Source organism: Brasilonema octagenarum UFV-OR1 (assembly GCF_963888615.1).
Classification (GTDB): domain Bacteria; phylum Cyanobacteriota; class Cyanobacteriia; order Cyanobacteriales; family Nostocaceae; genus Brasilonema; species Brasilonema sennae.
In genome coordinates, this window is sequence record NZ_CAWPKW010000246.1 from 2,320 (window position 1) to 3,570 (window position 1,251).

At 61.2% G+C, this 1,251-nt stretch carries 2 protein-coding genes; both read left to right on the forward strand.

Annotated features, from left to right (window positions below; translation table 11 throughout):
• Positions 1 to 575 (forward strand): glycosyltransferase family 9 protein (locus tag AC5590_RS20050; RefSeq protein WP_211178802.1); only part of this gene is annotated, 575 nt, incomplete at its 5' end.
• 147 nt (positions 576 to 722) lie between these two features.
• Positions 723 to 1,151 carry a glycosyltransferase gene (locus tag AC5590_RS20055; RefSeq protein ID WP_169268921.1) on the forward strand — a complete coding sequence of 143 codons (429 nt, stop codon included), beginning with the start codon at positions 723 to 725 and terminating at the stop codon, positions 1,149 to 1,151.
• The last annotated feature ends 100 nt before the right edge of the window (positions 1,152 to 1,251 follow it).

Below are 1,251 nucleotides of genomic sequence, written 5' to 3' on the forward strand. Positions count from 1 at the left end.
CCCCGCGTGATCGAGCCGCACTGGAATCGTTCTGGACGAAACATCCGCGCGTGAACCGGCAGCGGATTGTGGTCTTCAACACTGGCGGAGCGTTCGGCCCCGCCAAGAACTGGCCAATGGCGTCATTCGTCGAACTGGCCCAGCGCATCGTGACCCAAACAGACCGCACGGTGCTGGTCGCGTGTGGCCCCGGAGAACGGGATGACGCCCACGCCATTGTGACTGCAGCGAATTCCCCGCGCGTGGTGACGGTCGCCGACGAACCGCTGACGATCGGCCTCACCAAAGCCGTCGTGCAACAGGCCGAACTGATGATCACAACCGACTCCGGCCCGCGGCATTTCGCCTCCGCGTTCGGCGTGCCGGTCATCACTCTGTTCGGTCCAACACACATCGCGTGGAGTGAAACGTATTCCCCGCTCGCCGTTCACCTGCAACACAAGGTCGACTGCGGCCCGTGCCAGCAGCGGACGTGCCCGCTGAAGCATCATCGCTGTATGAACGAACTGAGCGTGGATCGAGTCTTCGAGAAAGTGATGCACCAATTGTCCGGATTGAAACAGCGCGCAGCCTAACCTCGTTCCCATGCTCCGCGTGGGAACGCACGGTCGCGACGCTCCGCGTCGCGCGGAAAGCGACGAAGAGAAAAATACGACGCGGAGCGTCTCCGCAGGCATTCCCACGCGGAGCGTGGGAACGAGTGACATGAGGAAAACGGTGCCATGCGGATCGCTATCGTTCGTCGCGAATGTTCGCTGAAGAAAGCCGGGGCGGAGCGGTATTGCGTCAATCTGTTCAGGCAACTGCAGAAGCTCGGCCACGATGTCACCATCGTCGGCGAGGCGATCGACGACGATCTCCGCAACGAAGTCGCGTTTCTGAATGTTCCGGTCAATCACATGACCTCCTGGACGAAGAACGAAACCTTCGCCGTCAATGCGGCCACTGTCGTCCGCAACGAAAAGTTCGACGTCGTGCACGGTCTCTCGCGCGTGGATGGTCTCGATACCTATCGCCTCACCGATCCGCTACAAACGCACTGGGTCAACGTCTATTACCGGCAGCCGTGGAACCGCTGGCTGCAAACGTGGAACCCGCGGCACCGGGCCATCTTTGCCATCGAAAAACGCCTCTTCGGCACGCCGAAATAGTCCCGCAGCAGACGGCCATCGAGTTGGGACTGCACGATGATCCGTCGCGGGCCGGTGTTGCCGAAGAGGCGTTTTTCGATGGCAAAGATGGCCCGGTGCC